The organism is Nocardioides sp. cx-169 (assembly GCF_021083605.1).
Lineage (GTDB): Bacteria > Actinomycetota > Actinomycetes > Propionibacteriales > Nocardioidaceae > Nocardioides.
This window is the reverse complement of the sequence record NZ_JAJNRO010000007.1, coordinates 83,154-102,232: the sequence shown is the minus strand read 5'-3', so window position 1 is coordinate 102,232 and position 19,079 is coordinate 83,154. Positions and strand designations below refer to the sequence as shown.

The 19,079-nt window shown below is 74.2% G+C and carries 20 protein-coding genes; 10 read left to right on the top strand and 10 right to left on the bottom strand.

Translation table 11 applies throughout. The annotated features are described in order from the left end of the window. Nucleotides 1–19: 19 nt before the first annotated feature. The 4 genes from LRP67_RS11700 to LRP67_RS11685 form a co-directional block, all read right to left on the bottom strand. Nucleotides 20–3,766 (bottom strand): DNA polymerase III subunit alpha, encoded by a 3,747-nt coding sequence (locus LRP67_RS11700; protein ID WP_231270347.1) that lies wholly within the window; start codon nucleotides 3,764–3,766, stop codon nucleotides 20–22. A gap of 13 nt (nucleotides 3,767–3,779) precedes the next feature. Beyond that, nucleotides 3,780–4,310 carry an SAV_6107 family HEPN domain-containing protein gene (locus LRP67_RS11695; protein WP_231270346.1) on the bottom strand — a complete coding sequence of 177 codons (531 nt, stop codon included), beginning with the start codon at nucleotides 4,308–4,310 and terminating at the stop codon, nucleotides 3,780–3,782. 1 nt (nucleotide 4,311) lies between these two features. Continuing rightward, nucleotides 4,312–4,632, bottom strand: a complete 321-nt coding sequence (locus tag LRP67_RS11690; protein ID WP_231270345.1) for a DUF6504 family protein — start codon at nucleotides 4,630–4,632, stop codon at nucleotides 4,312–4,314. A 155-nt stretch (nucleotides 4,633–4,787) separates the two neighbouring features. Next, nucleotides 4,788–5,255: a hypothetical protein gene (locus LRP67_RS11685; protein ID WP_231270344.1), complete on the bottom strand. Its 468-nt coding sequence runs from the start codon at nucleotides 5,253–5,255 to the stop codon at nucleotides 4,788–4,790. Nucleotides 5,256–5,303: 48 nt separating this feature from the next. On the opposite strand from LRP67_RS11685, the gene LRP67_RS11680 reads away from it, so the two are divergent. From LRP67_RS11680 to LRP67_RS11650, 7 genes are all read left to right on the top strand, one after another. Next, nucleotides 5,304–5,777 carry a YbaK/EbsC family protein gene (locus LRP67_RS11680; protein WP_231270343.1) on the top strand — a complete coding sequence of 158 codons (474 nt, stop codon included), beginning with the start codon at nucleotides 5,304–5,306 and terminating at the stop codon, nucleotides 5,775–5,777. Continuing rightward, on the top strand, nucleotides 5,777–6,130 hold the full coding sequence (locus LRP67_RS11675; protein WP_231270342.1) for an ArsC/Spx/MgsR family protein: 354 nt from the start codon (nucleotides 5,777–5,779) through the stop codon (nucleotides 6,128–6,130). Before LRP67_RS11680 ends, LRP67_RS11675 begins: the two co-directional genes overlap by 1 nt. Before the next feature lie 80 nt (nucleotides 6,131–6,210). After that, complete coding sequence (locus LRP67_RS11670) at nucleotides 6,211–6,705, top strand: SigE family RNA polymerase sigma factor (RefSeq protein ID WP_231270341.1); 495 nt, start codon at nucleotides 6,211–6,213, stop codon at nucleotides 6,703–6,705. Further along, nucleotides 6,702–7,679, top strand: coding sequence for a hypothetical protein (locus LRP67_RS11665; RefSeq protein WP_231270340.1), 978 nt, complete (start codon nucleotides 6,702–6,704; stop codon nucleotides 7,677–7,679). Before LRP67_RS11670 ends, LRP67_RS11665 begins: the two co-directional genes overlap by 4 nt. A gap of 9 nt (nucleotides 7,680–7,688) precedes the next feature. Beyond that, a complete protein-coding gene (locus LRP67_RS11660) occupies nucleotides 7,689–8,285 on the top strand; it encodes a DUF4126 domain-containing protein (protein WP_231270339.1) in 597 nt (198 codons plus the stop codon). A gap of 9 nt (nucleotides 8,286–8,294) precedes the next feature. Next, a complete protein-coding gene (locus tag LRP67_RS11655) occupies nucleotides 8,295–9,698 on the top strand; it encodes a hypothetical protein (protein ID WP_231270338.1) in 1,404 nt (467 codons plus the stop codon). Between the two features lie 17 nt (nucleotides 9,699–9,715). Then, the gene (locus LRP67_RS11650) at nucleotides 9,716–11,017 is read left to right on the top strand and encodes an NAD(P)/FAD-dependent oxidoreductase (RefSeq protein WP_231270337.1); all 1,302 of its coding nucleotides are present in this window, start codon (nucleotides 9,716–9,718) and stop codon (nucleotides 11,015–11,017) included. Nucleotide 11,018: 1 nt separating this feature from the next. Here LRP67_RS11650 and LRP67_RS11645 read toward each other — a convergent pair whose 3' ends face one another. Genes LRP67_RS11645 through LRP67_RS11635 form a run of 3 tightly spaced genes read right to left on the bottom strand, consistent with a single transcriptional unit; the run spans nucleotide 11,019 to nucleotide 13,017 of the window. Continuing rightward, nucleotides 11,019–11,825: a GTPase domain-containing protein gene (locus LRP67_RS11645; RefSeq protein WP_231270336.1), complete on the bottom strand. Its 807-nt coding sequence runs from the start codon at nucleotides 11,823–11,825 to the stop codon at nucleotides 11,019–11,021. A gap of 42 nt (nucleotides 11,826–11,867) precedes the next feature. After that, nucleotides 11,868–12,053, bottom strand: a complete 186-nt coding sequence (locus tag LRP67_RS11640; protein ID WP_231270335.1) for a hypothetical protein — start codon at nucleotides 12,051–12,053, stop codon at nucleotides 11,868–11,870. 25 nt (nucleotides 12,054–12,078) lie between these two features. Continuing rightward, on the bottom strand, nucleotides 12,079–13,017 hold the full coding sequence (locus LRP67_RS11635) for an acyl-ACP desaturase (protein ID WP_231270334.1): 939 nt from the start codon (nucleotides 13,015–13,017) through the stop codon (nucleotides 12,079–12,081). 58 nt (nucleotides 13,018–13,075) lie between these two features. Between LRP67_RS11635 and LRP67_RS11630 the strand changes: the two genes are divergently transcribed. Continuing rightward, a complete protein-coding gene (locus LRP67_RS11630) occupies nucleotides 13,076–13,960 on the top strand; it encodes an LLM class flavin-dependent oxidoreductase (protein ID WP_231270333.1) in 885 nt (294 codons plus the stop codon). A gap of 9 nt (nucleotides 13,961–13,969) precedes the next feature. After that, complete coding sequence (locus LRP67_RS11625) at nucleotides 13,970–15,670, top strand: helicase (RefSeq protein ID WP_231270332.1); 1,701 nt, start codon at nucleotides 13,970–13,972, stop codon at nucleotides 15,668–15,670. On the opposite strand, the gene LRP67_RS11620 is transcribed toward LRP67_RS11625, so the two are convergent. The 3 genes from LRP67_RS11620 to LRP67_RS11610 all read right to left on the bottom strand — a co-directional run bounded on the left by LRP67_RS11620 (nucleotide 15,671) and on the right by LRP67_RS11610 (nucleotide 18,896). Further along, on the bottom strand, nucleotides 15,671–17,107 hold the full coding sequence (locus LRP67_RS11620) for a hypothetical protein (RefSeq protein WP_231270331.1): 1,437 nt from the start codon (nucleotides 17,105–17,107) through the stop codon (nucleotides 15,671–15,673). Between the two features lie 74 nt (nucleotides 17,108–17,181). After that, a complete protein-coding gene (locus tag LRP67_RS11615) occupies nucleotides 17,182–18,015 on the bottom strand; it encodes an alpha/beta hydrolase (protein WP_231270330.1) in 834 nt (277 codons plus the stop codon). Next, nucleotides 18,012–18,896 (bottom strand): acyl-CoA thioester hydrolase/BAAT C-terminal domain-containing protein, encoded by an 885-nt coding sequence (locus LRP67_RS11610; RefSeq protein WP_231270329.1) that lies wholly within the window; start codon nucleotides 18,894–18,896, stop codon nucleotides 18,012–18,014. The genes LRP67_RS11615 and LRP67_RS11610 overlap by 4 nt, the downstream gene beginning before the upstream one ends. 22 nt (nucleotides 18,897–18,918) lie before the next feature. On the opposite strand from LRP67_RS11610, the gene LRP67_RS11605 reads away from it, so the two are divergent. Then, nucleotides 18,919–19,074, top strand: coding sequence for a hypothetical protein (locus LRP67_RS11605; protein ID WP_231270328.1), 156 nt, complete (start codon nucleotides 18,919–18,921; stop codon nucleotides 19,072–19,074). Nucleotides 19,075–19,079 lie beyond the last annotated feature (5 nt).

The window sequence follows — 19,079 nt, the reverse complement described above, 5'->3', positions numbered from 1 at the left end:
GGCGCCCACCCTAGTCGGGTCATCCCGCGCTCCCCGGGGAGCGGTGCCACAGCTTGCGGGCCACGCCCTTGGTGTCCTCTCCGGCGGGCTTGATGTCGGCGTAGGGCGACATCTGGAAGCCGCTCGTGTGCACCAGCACGCGGCGCTGCTCCGGCGGGGCGAACCCGTCGGGGACGGTCGCGAGGTGGCGGCGTACGGCGTCGATGCCCTCGCGCTGCCAGACCGCGTGCAGCAGCGGCAGCTCCCAGCAGCCGGTGGCGCGCAGCGAGGCGCCGCGGTAGCCGGTGCGGCGCAGCTCGCCGCGCACGACCAGCAGCCAGGAGTGGAAGACCGTCTCGGCGTAGGGCCCCTGCGCGTCCTCGAAGAACGTCGCGTCGACGGGGCCGGTCGCGTCGTCCAGGGTCAGGAAGACCACCCGACGCCCCGACCGGATCGGCGGGGTCTGGGTGGCGACCTTGACCCCGGCGACCAGCAGCTCGGAGCGGCTGCGCTGCGCCAGCAGGTCCTTGCTCCGGACCACCCCGAGCTCGTCGAGGAAGTCGGCGTAGTCGTCCACGACGTGACGGCTGACATCGAGGCCGAGGATCTCCAGCTCGGCGGCCATCGACTCGGCCGCCGTCATCTCCGGCAGCCCGGACACCTCGCCCTCGCGGGGGCCGTCGCCCAGGTCGAGGGCGAGCTGCACCGAGGTGACCGGCGGCGGCGCCGGGGTGGCCCGGCTCTGCGCCGCGGCCTTGGCCCAGACCCCCTGCTCGCCCAGCGGGTGTCGCTCCAGCGGCGCCACCTGCTCGCGCGCCCGCGGGTCGGTGCTGTTGCGGACCACGGCGTCGTCGGCGCGCGCCCGCGCGGTCGCGGCCGGCCGCCGGGAGGCCAGGCCCCGGCCGCGCGACGCCTTCTCGAGGGCCTTGCCGTGGCGCTCGAGCTGGGCCACCTGGAGCAGCAGGTCGCGGCGGGTGACCCGGCCACGCTGGCGCACCCCGCCGGACGCGCCGATGCCGTAGACGGCGTCGAACCCACCGGTCAGGACCAGGCGCTCCACGACCGGGCGCGAGACCCGCGCGCGCTGCCAGAAGTCGCTCAGGGACGCATACGGTCGAGCGGCGACGATGCGCTCCACCTCGGCCTCGTTGATCCCCTTGACCTCCGCCAGGGACAGCCGGATGCCGTAGCCGCCGTCCTCCGCGCGCTCCACGACGTACTCCTTCTCGGAGGCGTTGACGTCCAGGCCGAGCACCTCGATGCCGAGCTGTCGGACGTCGTCGAGGATCAGCCGTTTGGGGTACATGCCGGGGTCGTGGGTGAGCACTCCGGCGAGGAAGTGGGCCGGCCAGTGCGTCTTGAGCCAGGCCGACTGGTAGGTCGGCAGCGCGAACGCCGCGGCGTGGGCCTTGCAGAACCCGAACGACGCGAAGGACTCGATCACCTGCCACAGCCGGTCTACGACCGAGAGCGGGTAGCCCCGGGCGAGCGCGCGGGGGAAGAACCAGACCTTGGTCTCGGCCATGCCCTCGACGTCGCCGAGGGCACGGCGCCTCTCGTCGGCCTCGGCGTAGGAGATGCCGGTGAACTCCGCGATCATCTGGATCACCTGCTCGTGGAAGACGACCACGCCGCGGGTGTCCTCGAGGATGGGGCGCAGGTCGGGGTGCAGGTAGGTCGGCTCCTTCCAGCCCTGCTTGGCCTCGAGGTAGGGCGTGATCATGTCGCTCTTGACCGGTCCGGGGCGGAACAGCGAGATGTCGGTGATGATGTCGCCGAAGGTCTCGATGCCGGACTTGCCGACCAGCTCGCGCTGGCCGGGCGACTCGATCTGGAAGACGCCCAGCGTCTTGGCGCTGCTGATCAGGTCGAAGGTCGCCGAGTCGTCGAAGGGCACCTGCGCCTCGTCGTCGAGGTCGACGTCGACGCCGTCGACCCGGGCGATCTCGGCGACCGCGTGGGCCATCGAGGACTGCATGCGGATGCCGAGCACGTCGAGCTTGAGCAGGCCGAGGTCCTCGACGTCGTCCTTGTCGAACTGGCTCATCGGGAACCCCGCGAAGCTGGCCTCCACCGGGGTGCGGTCCAGCAGGGTGGCGTCGGAGAGCAGCACCCCGCAGGGGTGGACCGCGACGTGGCGCGGCAGCCCGTCGAGGCGCTCCACGAGCTGGAACATCAGGTCCAGCCGGGCGTCGGTCAGCCCGCTGGCGCGCAGCTCGGGCAGGTCGCGCAGAGCGATCCGCGCGTCGCGGGCGCGGATGTGCGGGAACGCCTTGGCGATCGCGTCGGTCTCGCCGGGCGGCATCCCGAGCGCGGCGCCGACGTCGCGCACGGCGTGGCGCACCCGGTAGGTGTCCATCATCGAGACGCACACGCAGCGCTCGCCGCCGTACTTGTCGAGGATCGCCTCGTAGACCTCGAGCCGGCGCGCGGACTCCACGTCGACGTCGATGTCGGGCAGGGCGCCGCGCAGCGGCGAGAGGAAGCGCTCCATGAGCAGCCCGTGGCGGATCGGGTCGACCCCGGAGATCCCGAGCAGGTAGTTGACCAGGCTGCCGGCGCCGGACCCGCGCGCCGCGCAGCGCACCCCCATCTCCCGGATCAGGTCGGTGACGTCGCCCACCGTCAGGAAGTACGGCGCGTAGCCCAGGCTGCGGACGGTCTCCAGCTCGTCGTCGAGCCGCTTCCAGATCACCTGCCGCGGGGCGGAGCCGTAGCGATCGCCGATCGCGCCCTCGCAGCGCTGACGCAGGGCGATGTCGGCGCTGGCGTGCTGGGTGGAGAGCTCGAACTCCGGGAAGTGCACCTCGCCGAGCCCGAGGTCCGCGCGCGGGTCGAGGGCGCAGCGGTCGGCGACCTTGCGGGTGTCGGCCAGCAGCCGGGCCGCGTCGCGCTCGCTCATCCCGGCGGCGCGGCTGATCTCCTCGGCGATCTCGGCCATCTGCTTGCCGGACTTGAGGAAGCCCTCGGCGTTGCGGCGGTCGAGGTGGCGCCGGTCGAGCGCGACCAGCCGGCGCGCGGCGTCGAGCACGTCGACGGTGACCGCGTCGCGGCGCTCGGCGTAGCGCACGGCGTTGCTGAGCACGGCCGTCAGCCCGGCCTGCCGGGCGAGCCCGGCCAGGCGGGCGGCGTGGGGGGTGGTGCCGGGACCCCAGCCCTGGCCGCCGCCGGGCAGCCGGTGCGAGACCAGCTCCACCACGAGGTGCGAGCGCGGCACCAGCGCGCGCCACGGCGCCAGCGCGGCCAGCGCCAGGTCGTCGCGGCGGCGGGTGGCCGCCACCCCGAGCGCCGAGCCGGGGCCGAGCAGCACGGTCAGGTCGCCGCTGCCGAGCAGCCCGACCACCTCGTCGGGCAGGTCGTCCAGGTCGAGCACCGGGCTGCCGCGCTCGCCCGAGAGGTGGGTCGCGGAGACCAGCCGGCACAACGCCGCCCAGCCGGCCCGGCCACCGTGGGTGTCGGCGCTCGCCAGCACGCTCACCCGGGGCAGCCCGCCCCGCTCGGCCGGGAGGTCGCGGAACGCGCCGCCGCGCACCGGCGTCTTGGCCCGCACCGACGGCGGCGCACCGCCGGCGCGGTAGGCGAGGTTGACCCCCAGCACCGGGCGGATCCCGGCCTGCCCGCAGGCCCGGGCGAACTTGACCGCCCCGTAGGTGCCGTCGCGGTCGGTCAGTGCGAGGGTGTCCATCTCCTGCTCGGCCGCGCGCTCCACGAGCACGTGCGGGTGGGAGGCGCCGTACTGCAGCGAGTAGCCCGAGGCCACCTGCAGATGGACGAACGGATCGGACACGGTCGAAGCCTCCTCAGCCGGCTCGACCCCTGACTGGATGTTCGAACATACGTTCGAACGGGTTCAGTGTAGGCACCTCGCTCGCAGGTCCGTCAAGGCCCCCCCGGTGGATGACCCTTGCCTGGGCGAGGGTCTGGCCCAGCGGCGCATGGGGCACCAGGCCGAGGGACTGCTCCACGACGCCGAGGAACCGGTCGGCGTCGCGCACCAGGTCGTCGGCGTCGCGCTCGGTGACCGCGCGGGTGGAGCCGGCCTCGGCCGCGGCGCGCTTGGCCGCGCCGGCGGCGAAGAACGTGGCCCACTCCCCCAGCTCGGGCGCCACCTCGGCGAGCAGGACCCAGGCGTTCTTCTGAGGGCGGCGCCGGGCCGGCGCCGGACGCGCCCGCGCGGCGAGCAGCGCGGCCGCGGCCCGCAGCGCCGCGACGTGGGCGGTGGCGTAGCGGGTGGGGACGTCGGTGGCGGCGACCGCCTCGCTCAGCGACTCGGCGGCGCGGGCGAGGTAGGAGTGGGTGGTGGCCGGGAGGGCGTAGGGGTTGAGGCTCATCTCAGTCCTCGCAGCCGACGAGCTGCCAGCGGCCGTCGGCCCAGTCGAAGGAGAGGTCGAAGACCCCGCCGCCGTCCGCACCGCGCCCCGCCTCGACCCGCCACAGCTCACGCTCGCCCAGGAGGTCGCCCACCGGCGCCGGCTCGGATGCGGGCTCGTCAGAGCCGATCGCGGCCCGCGCCACGGAGCCCTGCCACCACGGCCCGGTCTCCACCCAGTGCGCGAGCACCGCACGGACCTTCCAGAGCCGGCCGCGCCAGAGGAACTGCTCGGGACCGTCCCCGCCCCTGCGAACCTCGACCGGGTCGTCGTAGCGCCTCACGCTCGTCCTCCTCGCACCGCGACCCCGGGTGCCGGCGGGGACGGGGGTCGAGGTCGTCCCCGCCGACGTGTTCGAACAGATGTTCGAACACGCTCAAGGTACACCCGCCCACCGACAGCGCGTCAAGAGCGCGGCCGGAGACGTCTCGAACCGCGTCAGAGGCGGGCGGGGGCGTGGGTGTCGGCGTGCACGAACGCGCCCGTGTCACGGTGCAGCAAGGCGTAGAGGATCGCCGCGTTGAGCGGCAGCGAGGCCAAGGCGCACAGAACGAACAGCATCGGCGGGTCCGTGCGCAGGCTGGCCACGGTGGCCAGCACGATCACGACGACCAGCGACACCAGCGACCACCGGGCCCAGTTGTGCGCGGTCTTGAGGAACGGCAGCAGCACCAGGAGCAGGCCGGCGAACACGACGTACAGGACGACCGCCACCGGCACGAACGCCGGCGGCTGGATCGCGCTGTCCTCAGGGTGACCGACGGACCAGGCCTCGATCAGCGCGTCGCGCTCGAGCGCCGTCAGCACGGTCACCGCGGCCCCGACCACGACGAGGACCACGACGAGCCAGACGGCGAGGTTCACCGAGCGCGGCGCGGCCGGCAGCTCGTCCAGCTGGTGGTCCATGGGAAACCTGGTCTCTCTGTGGCGGTGGTGGTCGCTAGGGTCGCGGACATGACGACGGAGCACCCGAGCATCGCCCGGTTCCGCACGGAGCATGCCAACCGCGGCGGGACGGGAAACATCGTCATTCTGCCCGACTCCGTGCACACCGCCGCACTCGCCGCCGAGGCGCTGGGCTGCGAGGTGGGCGCGATCGCCAACAGCCTGCTCTTCGAGGCGGGCGGCGCCCCGGTCCTGATCCTCACCTCGGGCGCCCACCGGGTGGACACCGCGCTGGTCGCCGAGCGCATCGGCGTGCCCGAGCTGACGCGGGCGAAGCCGAACTTCGTCCTCGAGCACACCGGCCAGGTGATCGGCGGGGTGTCCCCCCTCGCCCACCCGGCGCCGGTGCCGACGTACCTCGACCCCTGGCTGCGGCGCTACGACGTCGTCTGGGCCGCCGCCGGCCACCCGGCCGCGGTCTTCTCGACCACCTACGACGAGCTCGTCGCGCTCACCGGCGCGACGGCCGTGGAGGTGGAGTGATGGAGATCTGGCTCAACCCGGCGTGCTCGAAGTGCCGCACCGCCGTCGCCGAGCTGGACGCCGCCGGCGTCGGCTACACGGTGCGCCGCTACCTCGAGGACCCGCCGAGCGCCGCGGAGCTCGCCGCCGTCGTGGGCCGGCTCGGCCTGGAGCCCTGGGACGTGGCGCGGCAGAAGGAGGCGGCTGAGGAGGGCATCGACCTGCCGCGCGAGGCGGCATACCGCGACGCCTGGTTCGAGGCGCTCGCCGCCCATCCACGCGCCCTGCAGCGCCCCATCGTCACCGCCGCCGACGGCACCACCGTCGTCGGCCGCGACCCCGAGTCGCTGGCGCGGGTCATCGCCGCGGAGTGAGAAGTTCCGCCGCCGTGCGAACCCCGCAGGTCCCGCGCGGCGTAGACAGGGTGACCTGACACCGACCCGACGGAGCAGCGATGCGACGTGACCGACGCGAGCAGGACTTCTCGGAGTTCTTCCTCGCCCGCGGGCCCGCCCTGAGGCGGACCGCCTACCTCATCGTGCGCGACTGGCATACGGCCGAGGACCTCACCCAGCAGGCGTTCGTGAAGCTGTACGCCGCCTGGCCGCGCATCCGGCGGGAGTCGGCCGAGGCCTACGCCCGCAGGACCGTGGTGAACCAGTGCCTGAGCCACCTGCGCCGCCACGCCCCGGAGCGCCCCACCGACGTCCTGCCGGAGCCGGTCCAGCCGGCGGCCGACGCCCCCCTGGACGTCGGCCGGGCGCTGGCGCTGCTGCCGCCGCGGCAGCGCGCGATCGTCGCGCTGCGCTTCCTCGACGACCTCTCGGTCGCCGACGTGGCCCAGACCCTGTCCATCGCCGAGGGCACCGTGAAGAGCCAGACCTCGCGCGCCCTCGACACCCTGCGCGCCCACCTTCCCGATCTCGTCCTCACCGAGGAGCCCCGATGACCGAGCACGACCTGACCACCCTCGTCCGCGACCACGTCGACTCCGACGAGCCGCCCTTCGGTCTCTCCCCCGCCGCCGCCATCCGGGGCGGGCGCCGCACCGTCCGCCGCCGTCGCCTCGCCATGGGCGGCGCCGCGCTCGCCGTCCTCGCCGTCGGCGCGATCACCGCGCCGCAGGTCCTGGACGGCGACGCGCCGAGCGGGCACTCGACCGCCGTCGACCCCGCCACCGCGGCCTTCCTGGAGACCTACGACGCCGCGGAGATGCCGCGGATCCTCGAGGAGGAGTCGCGGGCGGTGTTCGAGCGCAGCGTCGAGGACCTCGGCGAGGCGTCGTTCCGCGCCGGCGACGACCAGGGCGCCGCCCTCCCGCCGAAGTGGTGGGACCGCGCGAGCGGGATGTCGCTCTCCTACGGCGGCACCTCCGAGCACCGGCTCTCCGTCGACCTCGCGCACGCGCGCGGCAAGGCCGAGGGCAGCGCGCGACGCGACTGCGAGAGCGGGCTCGAGCAGGGCACCTACCTGGAGTGCACCGTCGAGGTGCGCGACGACGGCAGCGTCGTCCTCAGCAACCTGTGGGCGATGCGGCCGTACCGGGCCGGCGGCTTCATGGCCGTCCCCTCCGACCAGCTGGAGACGATCGACCCCGACCGGCTGTGGTTCGAGCGCCGGGTCAAGGTGATCAAGTCCGATACCTTCGTGACCTACGTCAGCGAGAAGGTCAAGGCGCCCTCGGTGCAGGCGGCGCGGGCGGCCCTCCAGGTGCCCGAGGCGGACCTGGTCGAGCTGGGCACGGACCCGCAGGTGGTGATCCCGGCTCCCGAGCCGGACCCCGCCAGTGGCTGCCCCGGCTTCGTGATCCCCGACACCGCCGTCTGCGGCACGGCCGACGTCCCCGACCCGGTCGACGGCGAGGGCTGGCAGGGCACCGACGAGTCCTTGGCACCCGGGGTGGAGCCGTCCGCGACGGGCTAGCCTCCCGGGATGGAGTCCCTCCCCCTGGCGTTCTCGAGCGGCTGGGCCAGCGGCGTCAACGCCTACCTGGTCGTGCTGGTGCTCGGCATCGCCGAGAGGGTGAGCGGGTCGAGCGACATCCCGGACGTGCTGGGGCGCTGGGAGGTGCTGGCGGTCGCGGGCTTCCTCTACGCGATGGAGTTCGTGGCCGACAAGATCCCGTTCGTCGACTCCGGCTGGGACGTCGTGTCCACGGTGATCCGCCCGACAGCCGGTGCCGTGATCGGGGTGCTCCTCGCCGGAGACGCCGACTCGCTCGCCCAGGCGGTCAACGGCGCGGTCGGCGGCGGCACGGCGCTCCTCTCGCACCTGGTCAAGGCCGGCAGCCGGCTGGCGATCAACTCCTCCCCCGAGCCGGTCACCAACATCGGCGCCAGCATCACCGAGGACGTGGTGGTGCTGGCGCTGGTGTGGTTCGCGATCGAGCACCCCGCCGCGGCCGCCGCGATCGCCGGGGTGCTGCTGGCCGTCGGGCTGGTCGCGCTCCTCCTCGCCGCCCGGCTCATCCGCCGCGGGTGGCGGCGGCTGCGCGGCAAACAGGTCGCGAGCCCGCGCGCGGTCGCCTAGCGTCCTCGCATGCCGGATCTCGCCGACCCCCGGACGCGCGCCGCGGTGACCGAGCGGCTCGCCGCGCTGTACGCCGGCCGGCCGATGGTCGTGGGCCCGGCCGTCCTGGCGGGCGTCGCCGCCACGGTCGATTGGCTGCGTGGGCTTGGCTGCCCGGTGCTGATCGTCTCCACCGGCACCGGCGCCGGCCGAGTGCCCGAGCCCGAGGGGTCGCGGCTCGTGGAGATCCTCGCCCCCGCCGCCGACTCGGTCACCGACGAGCTGCGCCTCATGGACCGGATGGCCCGCGAGCTGCCCCCGCGCGCCCGGAGCGCCGTCGAGCGCTTCGACCCGGAGCGACGCGGGGGCTGGTTCGCCAACCCGTTCGTCACGACCGACGAGCCGATCGACGGCCGCCCGGTGCTCTACGGCCGCCCGGCGGCCTACCTCGCTCTCGAGGACAAGATGCTGGCCGACGACCTCTGGGACGCGGCCGGCGTCGACCGGGCGCCGTACACGGTGGCGGCCAACGAGCCTGCCGCGCTCACCGCGGCGACCGACGCGCTCGCCGGTCCGCTCGGAGCGGTGTGGTCCGGCGACGCGCGCGACGGGTTCAACGGCTCGGGCAACTACGTGCGGTGGGTGCGCGACGAGCGTGACCGGGAGGCGGCGCTGGGTTTCTTCCGGCCGCGCTGCGACCGGGTGCGGGTGATGCCGTTCCTCGAGGGCGTGCCGTGCTCGATCCACGGCGTCGTGCTCCCCGGCGGGACCGCGGCGTTCCGGCCGGTCGAGATCGCGACGCTGCGCGACCCCACGACGCGGCGCTTCGTCTACGGCGGCATCGGCACCACGTGGGACCCGCCGGACGACGACCGCGAGGCCATGCGCGACGTCGTACGCCGGGTGGGCGCGCACCTCGCGCAGGCCCACGGCTACCGCGGCGCGTTCGGGGTCGACGGCGTGCTCACCGCCGACGGCTTCCTGCCCACCGAGCTCAACACCCGAATGTCGGCGGGCGCGACGCTGGTCGCCGAGGTGGACCGCGGCTTCTTCACGCTGCTGCAGTCGCACCTGGTGCTCGGCCTCGACACCGGACTCACGCCCGAGGACCTCGAGTCGCTGGTGTCGCTGATGGACGAGTCACGAGCCGGCAAGGCGGTCGCGGTGCACGAAGGCCCGGCCACGGTGGGCGGTAGCGTCACCCGACCCCTCGACTGGGACGGCCAGGACTTCTCGGTCGGCGAGGGCGAGACCGGCCACACCCTGGTCGCGGCCGACACCGTGACCGGGCTGTTCGCCAAGGTCGACCCGTGTGCCGCCCTCGTCCGCGGGCAGCGCCTGGCGACGGTGACGGCCGGGCTGCTGCGCCTGATGGACCGCGAGTACGGCACCGGCTTCGGCGCGGTCGAGCCCGCGCCCGAGGTGCGCCGCTAGGTCGGTAGGTTGGCCGCATGGCGCGGGTGGTGGTGGTCGGGGGTGGCTACGGCGGGCTCGCCTCGGCCGCGCGGCTCGCCAAGCTCGGCCACGAGGTGACCCTGCTCGAGGCCACCGACACCCTGGGCGGCGCGCTCGGGACCGAGTCGGAGGCCGGCTACACCTGGGACGCCGCGGCCACCGCGACCCTGCTGCCCGCGGTGATCCGCGACCTGTTCCGCAAGTCCGGGCGGCCCGTCGAGCGGGAGCTCGACCTGGTCCCGCTGGACGTGATCCGCGAGCACCGCTTCGTGGACGGCACGTCGGTGCGGCTGCCCGGGGGCACCCGTGGTGCCCAGCTCGCCGCGTTCGACGAGCTCGGGCCCGGGCTCGGGCAGGCCTGGGTCGACCACGTCGCGTCCTACGCAGACGACTGGGAGGTCCTGCGCCGCGGCTACTTCGAGGTCCCGTGGGACCGCGACCGTCTGCCGAAGGAGGTCACGGCGCGGCTGCACAGCCGCGAGACCCTGCACAAGCGGTTGCGCCGCTCGTTCCGCGACGACCGGCTCGCGCTGGTCGCCGGGCACCCGTTCGTCGCCGCAGGTCACGACCTGCGCAACGTGCCGGCCTGGGCCGGGCTGCACGCCTACCTCGAGCAGCGCTTCGACGCCTGGACCATCACCGGCGGCATGGCCCGTCTCGCCACCGCGCTGGAGGCCCGGCTCGCCACCCGCGGCGTGACCGTGCTGCGCCCCGCCCGAGCCCTCGACCTGGTCGTGCGCGAGGGGCGCGTCGCCGCGGTCGGCACCGAGCTCGGCGAGGTCGCGGCCGACGTGGTCGTCGTCGCCATCGACCCCCGGCGGCTGCCCGCCCTCGCGCCGTACGTCGAGCGCACGATGCCGGCGATCCCGCCGGTCGTCTCCCACCTCGGCCTGGACGGCGACGTGCCCGACGTCCCCCACGAGCTGGTGCTCCACGGCGACCCGATGCTGGTGGTCCGGCCCGGCGGCACGGCGCCTCCCGGGGGCACCGCATGGACGGTGCACGGTCGCGGCCGGCTGGCCGAGGACCTGCTGCGCGCGCTGGCCCGTCACCGGCTGGACGTGCGAGAGCACGTCGTCGCCCGCGTGGACCGCTCGCCGCGCCAGCTCGTCGACGAGTGGGGCGGCTCGCCGCTCGGCGTGCTGTGGCAGGGCCGCGCCACGGTCCACCAGCGGCTCGGCCCGGACACGCCGATCCCCGGCGTCTACACCGCTGGAGCCCATGCCACGCCCGGCGCCGGCCTGCCGTACGTCGGCCTGTCCGCCGCGCTCGTCGCCCAGGCGGTCGGCCCGGCCTAGGTCAGACGTGACCGCTGAGCTGGGCCAGACGGGTCGCGAGCGCGTCGACCATCGCGGAGGCCCTCTTGGCCGAGACGGCCGAGCTGCGCTCGCCGCCCTGGCTGGACACGGGGAGCACGTCGACCGAGAGCCGCGCGCCGCCGGCCAGCGCGCGGAGCTCGTCGATCTTGTCGCCGAACGGCGAGCCGCTGCCCGGCGAGTAGTAGTCCAGGACCCGGTCGAGGTCGTCGGCGTACAGGTCGACCTTGGTCACGGCGATGACCAGCCACACGGGCTTGCCGCGGCGCACGGCCATCGAGGCGATCCGGTGCGCGGTGATCGTCCAGTCCTCGAGCTCCGCGGCGAGCTGCTCCTCGCGGCTGGCGGTGGCCGAGCCGGTGGTGCCCGCCGTACGCCGCGGGGTGGCGTAGCCGTTGGCGACGACGTGGATGACGCCATCGACCGGCTCATCGTGGAACACCTCGTCGAGCGCGCCGAGCCGGGTCGCCGCGTTGTCGCCGGGCACCACCAGGAAGCGGAAGCCGTGCAGCCGCGCGGAGCGTCGGGTCCGGCGCTCCATCACCGCGGAGCCGACCTCGCCCGCGCCGGTGCCCGACGTACGACGCGCGAGCCGGTCGGCGAGCTGGGTCTTGCCGACCCCGGTCATCCCGGTGACTGCCACGGTCGGGAAGCGCCTGCGGAACAGCCGCCCCACCCGCTCGGGCGCCGACGCGAGACCGGTCAGCACGCCGCCCGCGATCGTGGCGCCGACGGCGGCACGGCTCGGGCCGGGCAGGATCGTGCGGAGTCGGGCTGCGGGGTGGGGCACGGCGCCTCCTGGTCTGCCTGGGTACGGCGGGCAGGGCCGAGCCTACGTTCTGCGGCGACGCCGGGCCGCCGACCGTCCGGCGCGAACGGCGAGGACCGCGAAGAAGAGGGCGACCGCCAGCCAGAGCAGCGACCTCACCGCGCGGTCGTCGGCCACGTCGGCGACGAACAACACGACGGCGCACCCCGACATCACCGTGAGCAGCCACATCTCGATCTGCTTGCTCACGCCCGGAGCCTAGCCCGGGCTCCGCTCACTCCGCGCCCGAACCGGCGCGGCGCGCCGCCCGCTTGGCCTCGGCGGCCTCACGCTGCTCGACGAAGCGCGTGGCCTGCTCGTCCAGCGCGGCCATCGCGGCGACGAGCTCGTCGCGGGCGCGCTCGCCCTCCTCGTCGAGGCCCTCGAGCTCGAGGAGCCGCCACTGCCGCACCAGCGGCTGGACGATGTCGTCATGGTGGATCCGCAGGTCGTAGATCCCGGCCCGGGCCATCTGGACCGCCTTGCGCGCGAAGCCGGGGATCACCGAGCCCGGCATCTGGAAGTCGAGGACCTCGTCGGTGATCGCGCGCATCGTGGGCCCCGGCGCGACCTGCAGGGCGGCCTCGATGATGTTGCGGTAGAAGATCATGTGCAGGTTCTCGTCCTTGGCGACGCGGGTGAGGAGTCGCTCGGCGACCGGGTCCTCGGTGATCCGCCCGGTGTTGCGGTGCGATACCCGGGTCGCCAGCTCCTGGAAGGACACGTAGGCGCACACGTGCAGCAGCGGCTTGTCGCCGGAGTCGAAGCCGGCCTCCATGGTCTGCATCCGCGCCCGCTCCAGCTCGTCGGGGTCGACGCCGCGGGTGACCAGGAGGTAGTCGCGGATGCAGAACGCATGCCGGCCCTCCTCGGCCGTCCACCGGTTCACCCACTCCCCCCACGCGCTCTCCCGGCCGAACGCACGCTCGACCTCACGGTGGTAGCTGGGCAGGTTGTCCTCGGTGAGGAGGTTGACCTCCAGCGCGGTCCGGGCGATCGGCGAGAGCGTCGACTGCTCCAGCGACCACGGCTCGCCGTCGAGGAGCGCGAAGTTGCGGCCCTCGGCCCACGGGACGTACTCGTGCGGCATCCACTCCTGCGCCACATCCAGGTGCCGGTTGAGGTTTGCCTCGACCGTGGGCTCGAGCTCCTTGAGCAGCATCGCGGTGTCCATGTCTCGGCCTATCACGGCGGCACGGTCCGCGGATAGGGCCGGGCCCTAGGCTCGTGGCATGCGCTTCGGCCTGACCCTCCTGACCGACCAGCCCTGGGCCGAGGCGGCTCCTCGGTGGCGGGCCGCCGAGGAGATGGGCTTCGACCACGCCTGGACCTACGACCACCTGGTCTGGGGCGGGCTGCCCGACTCGCCGTGGGCCGGAGCGACTCCGACACTGGCGGCCGCGGCCGGGGTCACCGAGCGGATCGGGCTCGGCACGCTGGTGTCCGCCCCGAATTTCCGCCACCCCTACCTGCTCTTCCGCGACGCCCAGGCGCTCGAGGACATCTCCGGCGGGCGGTTCCTGCTCGGCCTCGGCACCGGGGGTGACCTCGACTCGCAGGTCCTCGGCGCCGGCGAGCTGTCCGTGCGCGAGCGGGTCGACCGGTTCCAGGAGTTCGTCCACGTGCTGGAGTCGCTGCGCGACGGCGACCACGTCAGCAGTCAGGGGCGCTGGTTCTCCACCGCGGACGCCCGCACGCGGCCGGGGCTGCACCGCACGCCGTACCTCGTCGCGGCCAACGGGCCGCGCTCGCTTCGGTTCGCCGCCGCGCACGGCGACGGCTGGGTGACGACCGGCCCGCACGCCACGGACTCGCTCGACGGCTGGTGCGCGGGGCTGGCGCAGTCCGCGGCGATCTTCTCCGACGCTGCGGCCGCCGCGGGCCGCGACCTGGCCTCCCTCCCCCGCTACGTCCTCACCGACGCCGCCCCGCACCTCTCAGGGCAGGGGCGCTTCGCGCTGTCCAGCGTCGCCTTCTTCGAGGAGGTCGCCGGCCGGGTCGCCGACCTGGGCTTCACCGACCTGGTCACGCACTGGCCGCGCGCGGACACGACGTACGTCGGCGACGAGTCGGTGCTCGAGACCGTCGCCGCCGACGTCCTGCCCCGGCACCGGTAGCGTCCGGGGGTGTCCAGAGCTCGCCGATCCAGTACCCGCCGGCCCGGCGCACGGCCGCTGCCGTCCGCCGGGCCGGACGAGCGGCTGTGGGTGCTCGACGTCCCGTACGGGACCCAGGTCGACGGCGCCACCTGGCACCCAGCGGTCAGGACCCACCTGTACGTCGGGCGCGAGCTGCCCGCGCACCTCGCGCCGTACTCCCCGGGGCCGTACACGCTCGGTCGGTTCGTCGAGAACACCCTCAACACCGACGATCCGACGCCGGCACCCGAGCCGACCGACGCGCTCGAGCCCCGGAGGATCCAGTTCGAGGCCGCCGACGCGATCGCGGCGCGGGCTGCGGCGGGCGGAAGGCAGTTCCTGCTGGCCGACGAGCCGGGCGTGGGCAAGACGATCTCCGCGATCCTCGGGGCGACGGCGGTGGGCGACCTCCGCGGCGGCCGACGGGTGCTCGTCGTGGCCGACCGGCCCGCCACGATCACCATCGGCCACTGGTGCCGCACGATCACGGCGCTGGGCGACGGGGGTCTGGAATGGGTCGTGATCACGTGGGACCGGCTGGAGAAGGTCAAGGACCACGAGTGGGACGTGATCATCGCCGACGAGGCCCACGCGCTGCGCCGTACGACGACGAAGCGGTGGAAGCTCTGGGCGAGGATCTCAGGGCACGGACGGCCGCATGACAAGGCGCCGTTCGTCATCGCGACCACCGCGACGCCCGGACACACCCCGCTCGAGCTGGCGTACCTCGCTCCCGCCTACGCGCAGGTGCTCGGCGAGCCGATGAAGGAGTGGACCACCGCGACGCAGCCCGGCGCCGCGTTCGCCACCGCGCTCGAGCGCCACGGCGTCGGGGTCGAGCAGGGCCGCTACGGCGCCACGTGGACCACTGATGCAGCACGACGCGCCGCGGACCTCAAGCTGGTCCGCGGCTGGCTCGCCGACGAGCGGCCTGCGGCGATGCTGCACCGCGCCGCCCCGTGGGGGCCGGTGCCGATCTCCGGCATGCCGGTGGCGCTCAGCCCGGCCGAGCGGAGCGCGTACGAGGCCGAGTGGGGCGAGTTCTGTCGGGAGATGGACCTTGCCCGACGCGGCCGCAACACCGCCAAGGGCAGGGCCGCGCTGCTGCGCTTTCGGCAGAAGGCCGGGCTGATCCGGGTCGACTCGACGGTCGCCTGGATCGCCCAGCAGGTCGAGTCCGAGCGACAGGTCGCGTGCTCGGTCGAGTTCGTCACCACCGCCGCGGACCCGATCGCCGACCGGCTGCGGGACTCCGGCATCGAGGTGGCCACCATCTACGGCACCGACCGGTTCGATGCCGAGGCCGAGCGGCTGCGGTTCCAGACCGGCCGGGCGAAGGTCTGCGTCTTCACCACGGTCGCCTCGATCAGCCTGCACGCCGGCGAGATCCTCGCCGACGGCCGCCGGGCGAGCACCGAGCCGCGGGTCGGCGTCTTCCACCAGGCCCGCTTCTCGGGCATCGCCGCACGGCAGGTGACCGGTCGCACCCACCGCGACCACCAGGTCTCGCCGTGGCACATCGCCTACGCCGAGGGCACCGTCGAGGAGCAGGTCGGCCGGGTGATGGTGGAGCGGATCGCCGCGGCCTCCGACACGGTCGGAAGCGACACCACCGCCCTCGCCGACGTCGCGCAGCTCCTCGGGGCCGACTGGCTGCCGTCCACGATCCTCACCGAGGACGGCGGCTGATCAGCCCTCCTCGCCGCCGTCCATCCGGTGCCGCTCGATCACGTCCTCCAGCTGTCCGGTCCGGTGCCGGACGACCAGGCGCGCGAGGGCGCGGTCGAGCGGGTCGTCGCCGGTGAGGGCATCGGCCTCGGAGGCGTCGATCACGTGGGTGCCCGCGGTGTCGACCAGGCGGGTCAGGCCGTGGCGGGTGCGCCAGACGACCTCGCCGGTCTCCAGCGGAGTGGCGCGGTGGCCGAGGTGGGTCTTGGCCCGGTGGTTCGTGCGGGTCAGGGGCTGACTCGTCCTCGTCGAGGTCTGGCCCGGCGGGCCGTGCGGCGAGTAGGGCACGGGGTGGTCGAGGTCGAGCCTGCGCGACATGCTCGAGGCGTGCGGGAACTGGTCGCCTGGCCGCAGCAGGTGGATCCGCTCCTTGACAGCCTCGGGGTGCTCGTAGCTCGAGACCGAGACGTGGTCGTTGAGGTCGATGACCGGCGACAGCCGGATGTGGCGGTGACCGAGGAGGTCGGCGAGCCGGGAGAGCAGCTGGGGGCCGAGGTCCTCCACCCGGGCCACGCCCGGCATCCCGGCGAGGGCGGCCTCGTGGACGTGGACGTAGACGACGGCCTTGGGCCGGAGCCGGGTGAGGTCGAGGCCGTCAAGCTTCTCGAGCAGCGCCGCGCTGTCGGGGACCCGGTCGTGCTCGGCGAGGAGCCGCAGGACGTCGAAGGGGCGCGCCAGCCAGCCGAAGGCGATGGCGCGGAGCTCGTCGCGGGCCAGGCCGGCGTGCTCGGGGCGGTCGGCCAGGAGGTCGGCGACGGTGTCGACCATCGTGGCGATGTCGTGGGCGTCGGCCTCGCTGACCCGGGCGATGACCTTGCGCAGTCCGGTGCCGTCGCGACGGGAGAGTCCGACGTAGCGCCGCTTGCGCTCGGCCTCGAGGCGCGCCTCGTGCGCCGCCAGGTCGACCTCGATCCTCTTCGCCTCGCAGAGCTCGATCACCCGCGAGGGCGCCTGGGAGCCGATCGCGGCAGCGACCGCGTCGTCGACCAGGTGCATCACCTCGAACGGCAGGTCCCGGGTCATCGATGCCATCCGGCGCGCCAGCCACAGCTCCGCGTCGAGCGCGACGACCCGCTCGAACGTGCGCGGCAGCCGGTGGCGCAGGTCGAGCAGGTCCCCCACCAGCGAGCGCGCGCTCAGCGCGTGGATCTGACACGCGACCGCGAGCTCGCAGAGCGCGAGCTCCCGTACGCCGGGCGTCCCGTCACCGCCGAGCCGGTCCAGCCGGTCCGATCCCGGCGGACGCGGGCCCGGCTCCTCGGCGGGGTCGGAGGAGTGCAGGTCGCACCAGTGGAGCGCCAGGAAAGCCTGGGCCAGCTCGACCTCCCGCCGGCAGCGCACGCCCCTCGATCGCGGCGAGGGTGGCGCGTGCGTCGAGCTCGGAGGGGTGAACGTCACGCATACTTGATTCTATGCGAACATACGTTCGAACGCAAGAGGTTCAAGTCGGCGTCGATGCGACCGACACGGGCTTACGCGACGCCGCGCGCCAGCCGCGCGACCAGGGCGGCCACCCGAGACCCGAACATCACGGCGTCGTTGTGGTCGGCACCCGCGATCACCACCCGCTCGTCGAGTGAGGGTGCCTGGTCCGCGACCTGCTCGCTGAGCGCGGTCGGGACCACGGAGTCGCGGTCGCCGTAGATGACCACCACCGGCACGTCGCTGGTGGCGAGGTGCTCCACGACCGGGAACCGGTCGCGCAGGAGCGCACGCACGGGCAGCCACGGGTAGTGGTGCGCGCCCACGTCGGCCAGCGCGGTGAACGGCGAGCGCAGCACGACCCCCGCCGGCGGCTGCCGGGCCTGGAGTGCCGCCACGACCCCGGAGCCCAGGGACTCGCCGAAGTAGACGGTGCGCCGCGGCGGATAGCCGAGCTCCTCCAGGGCCGCTACCGCGGCGTCCGCGTCCGCGGCGAGGCCGCTCTCGCTGGGACTGCCGGGGTTGCCGCCGTAGCCGCGGTAGTCCATGAGCAGTACGGCGAGACCGCGGCGGCTCAGCTCCTCGGCGAACCGGGCCCGGCCCGCGCGGTTGCCGCCGTTGCCGGGCGCGATCAGCACCGCCATCTCGGTGTCGTCCGGGCCCGCCGGGGGCACGAACCAGGCGCTCAGCTCCAGCCCGTCGTCGGTGTGCAGGGTGACGTCACGCGCGCCGTCGATGACCTCGGCGGCGGGTGGCACCGGCGACGAGTCGGGGAAGTAGATCAGCTGCCGCTGCAGCGCCCACAGCATCGCTACCCCCGTCCCGATGACCAGCAGCACCACCAGCAGGCCACGCCTGAGCCTCCTGAGGACGGGCCTGGTCATTCCTCATGCTCGCCTGTCTCCCTCGGCGCCGCAATGCGTGTCGGCGGCATCCGTGGCATCTCCACCGCGTCCTCGATCCGCAGGTCCAGCCGGATCTCCGGCCAAGCGAGCGCTCCCAGCCGCTGCGGCGCGCCCTCATCGCCGCCGACCGCGTAGGGGCGCCGCGACAGGTCAGGCACCACCTCCCCCGGCAGCACGACGGGATGACCGGCTGCGGGATCGACCACGACGGTCGTCTCCAGCCCGCGCGCACGACGTCGCGCCGCGATGCGCGCGGCGGCAGCAGTGCTCGGCCACACGCGGTCGTCACCGCCCGCGGCCAGGACCACCTCGCCGCGGATCCGCTCCACGGGGATCGTGGCCGCCTCCACTACCTCGTGGCCGGCCAGCTCACGGCTGCGCTCATACAGCTCGACGTACGCCGGCAGCGCGGACGGTGGCTCCCAGGCCCGGTCGAGCGGCACGAACGGGACAGGCGCCCCGCGATGCGTCCACTTGCTGCGCCGCGGGTCGTCGGGGAGCTCGTGCTGGCCCTCCCACGCGACGTCGGTGGGCGCCAGCGCCACGACCGCGTCCACGCGGTGGTCGATCGTCGCGCTGAGCAGCGCGGCCTCGGCGCCGTAGGAGAGCCCCAGCAGCACGAGGCGCGAGCACTCGGCAAGCAGCCGGTCGATCCCGTCGGTGAACGTCTCCAGCGGCACCTCTCGCGGCACCGACGGCTGGCCCTCCCCACCGAACCAGCTCAGCGCCAGCGCCGTCACGCCGTGCGAGGCGAGCATCTCGGCGCGCCCGACGTCCAGCCGCCCGCTGGAGCCGGCGAGGACGAGCACGCCCGTGCCGTTGCCCGCGACGGGACGTGCCAGATGGGTGGGGCTCGTCACGCGACACCACTATCGTGGGCGCATGGCCACAGAGGAAGCCGACCCGGATGTCATGGGCATTTTCGACACCGACGCCGAGGCCGCCCTGGTCTGCCGGGTGTGCGGCGCGCTGGTGTCCCGTGCGGGCGAGTACGCCCAGGCGCACTGGGCCTGGCACGAGACGCCGAACGGCGCCTGACCGCC

Bases quoted from the DNA above. Each gene is read 5' to 3' on its own strand.
- LRP67_RS11695 (WP_231270346.1), bottom strand. From the start codon at position 4,310: ATGAGCCTCAACCCCTACGCCCTCCCGGCCACCACCCACTCCTACCTC.
- LRP67_RS11685 (WP_231270344.1), bottom strand. From the start codon at position 5,255: ATGGACCACCAGCTGGACGAGCTGCCGGCCGCGCCGCGCTCGGTGAAC.
- LRP67_RS11680 (WP_231270343.1), top strand. From the start codon at position 5,304: ATGACGACGGAGCACCCGAGCATCGCCCGGTTCCGCACGGAGCATGCC.
- LRP67_RS11675 (WP_231270342.1), top strand. From the start codon at position 5,777: ATGGAGATCTGGCTCAACCCGGCGTGCTCGAAGTGCCGCACCGCCGTC.
- LRP67_RS11670 (WP_231270341.1), top strand. From the start codon at position 6,211: ATGCGACGTGACCGACGCGAGCAGGACTTCTCGGAGTTCTTCCTCGCC.
- LRP67_RS11665 (WP_231270340.1), top strand. From the start codon at position 6,702: ATGACCGAGCACGACCTGACCACCCTCGTCCGCGACCACGTCGACTCC.
- LRP67_RS11660 (WP_231270339.1), top strand. From the start codon at position 7,689: ATGGAGTCCCTCCCCCTGGCGTTCTCGAGCGGCTGGGCCAGCGGCGTC.
- LRP67_RS11655 (WP_231270338.1), top strand. From the start codon at position 8,295: ATGCCGGATCTCGCCGACCCCCGGACGCGCGCCGCGGTGACCGAGCGG.
- LRP67_RS11650 (WP_231270337.1), top strand. From the start codon at position 9,716: ATGGCGCGGGTGGTGGTGGTCGGGGGTGGCTACGGCGGGCTCGCCTCG.
- LRP67_RS11635 (WP_231270334.1), bottom strand. From the start codon at position 13,017: ATGGACACCGCGATGCTGCTCAAGGAGCTCGAGCCCACGGTCGAGGCA.
- LRP67_RS11630 (WP_231270333.1), top strand. From the start codon at position 13,076: ATGCGCTTCGGCCTGACCCTCCTGACCGACCAGCCCTGGGCCGAGGCG.
- LRP67_RS11615 (WP_231270330.1), bottom strand. From the start codon at position 18,015: ATGACCAGGCCCGTCCTCAGGAGGCTCAGGCGTGGCCTGCTGGTGGTG.
- LRP67_RS11605 (WP_231270328.1), top strand. From the start codon at position 18,919: ATGGCCACAGAGGAAGCCGACCCGGATGTCATGGGCATTTTCGACACC.